This window comes from Thiolapillus sp. (assembly GCF_048562965.1).
Lineage (GTDB): Bacteria > Pseudomonadota > Gammaproteobacteria > Chromatiales > Chromatiaceae > Thiolapillus > Thiolapillus brandeum_A.
In genome coordinates this window covers 1-1,733 of sequence record NZ_JBHNMF010000643.1, presented here as the reverse complement: position 1 = coordinate 1,733, position 1,733 = coordinate 1, and the positions used below count along the sequence as shown (strand labels likewise).

The following is a 1,733-nucleotide window of genomic DNA, read 5'->3' as shown; positions in this document are numbered from 1 at the left end:
ACCGATTGAAGTAGACGGAGAACAACAACCGGTAGAACTTGATCTTGTGGAGTGGGACAGCCTTTCAGAACGTGAAATCTGGTTCTGTGACGGTAATGGGTTCCCGCTTGAACCATACATGAAGCAAATCCGGGGTATTGGGGACTTTGGCTATGCTGCTTACCTAAAGTCAGACTACTTCAGAGACCTTCACAACCAGAATCTTCTACCCCTTGCAGATTTAGGACAGACAATCGGAATCGGTCCGGCCTGCAAAGAAGCAATCAAGACTATCAAGGATTTCTTCATTGCACGGCAGTTAGAAGAAGCCAAAGACCAGCTTGAAGAGTGGAAGGAAGAAGACATTTACCCCTATCAAGGGGAACCTGTCACCTCGGTTGAAGAAGCTGAACGGAAGGTTTTTGACATTGTGGCAATCAACGTCAACCAGAACCTTCCAGATTTCAGCAAAGCGGACAAGAAGTCAAAGCAGTTACAATTCCGCATGTTGAAACATGCCATAGAGAAAAGCCCGGAAGATCTTCAGAAAATACTGACTGAAGTTCTGAATCTTCCGAAAGCATCAAGGGAACAACTTGCTGAACTTCTGGAGGATACGTCCCTTTCTTCAATTATCAGCGCGTCCCGAATCGTTGCAGACCGCATCAACTTTATAACGGCATTGGAACAACTGCTTTACAACCACAAAGATCACCTAAAGGAAAGAAGCCAACTTCACAGACTGCTTGCAGCGAATACTTGGATATTCGGGGAACCCTTTACCCTATCGGTAGATGACAAGTCATTGACGGAAGTTCTGAAGAAACACGCTGAACTTTCGAGACTTGATGTCGTTATCAATGACCCAGTGTTGCGGGTTGACGGGAGAAAGGGAATTGTTGACTTGATGCTATCCCGTCAGATTCCAAGAAATCATGGTAACGAACGTGAACATCTTGTTGTTGAACTCAAGAGACCAAACGTTAAAATTGGAAAGAAGGAAATAGACCAAATTGAAGGTTACGCTTTCGCCGTTGCGAAAGATGAACGGTTCCGGGGAGTAGACACCAAATGGCACTTCCTAATAATCTCGAATGATTATGATGATTATGCAGACATTAAGTTAAATGCCGAAGGAAATAAGGGTGGTGTTCTATTCCGCTACACAAAAAACATGGATGTTACTGTTTGGCTGAAAACGTGGTCCCTGTTGTTGACAGAGAACAACCACCGTTTACACTTTATCCGTGACAAGCTGAACTACAACATAGGCAGTGAACAAGCATTGCGGAATCTGAAGAAAACTCATGCAAAGTTTATTGAAGGCATCAAGGTCAAGGAAGATGAAGCGGAAACGGTGGATTGATATACAGAGTAGGCACGTAACAGTCGCTGCCAGCCATGGAGAGCGAAGCGAAGGCTGGTAGACCCCAGTAGCCGCGAGGCCGCACTGTTTTCCCTCTGGCGCAAGTGCGTATTCCACTGAAGATGACCGCCGATTCCACTGATCGTAACCGCTGTACTCACCGGCCCGTCACTGGAGTGGGTTTTTTACTCTGAGCGGTCACGATCCGTCAAGCTCGCGGTGAGTTTCCGCATTGATTCACCCCGCAGTTCGAGGCGGTGCGCCCCGTGCAGCAGCCGGTCGAGAATGGCATCTGCCAGGGTTGCCTCGCCGATGTAGTCGTGCCAGTGCTCCGTGGGCAGCTGGCTGGCGATCAAAGTGGAACGCCGGCCATGCCGGTCTTCGATCA

General features: G+C 47.9%; 3 protein-coding genes. 1 reads left to right on the top strand and 2 read right to left on the bottom strand.

What is annotated here, in order from left to right:
* On the top strand, window positions 1-1,345 hold a 1,345-nt coding region (locus ACOCD2_RS18735), incomplete at its 5' end, for a hypothetical protein (RefSeq protein WP_419625889.1).
* Here ACOCD2_RS18735 and ACOCD2_RS18730 read toward each other — a convergent pair.
* On the bottom strand, window positions 1,285-1,506 hold the full coding sequence (locus tag ACOCD2_RS18730) for a hypothetical protein (protein WP_293653688.1): 222 nt from the start codon (window positions 1,504-1,506) through the stop codon (window positions 1,285-1,287). The genes ACOCD2_RS18735 and ACOCD2_RS18730 overlap by 61 nt on opposite strands.
* 24 nt (window positions 1,507-1,530) lie before the next feature.
* Window positions 1,531-1,733 (bottom strand): ATP-binding protein (locus ACOCD2_RS18725; protein ID WP_293653689.1); only part of this gene is annotated, 203 nt, incomplete at its 5' end.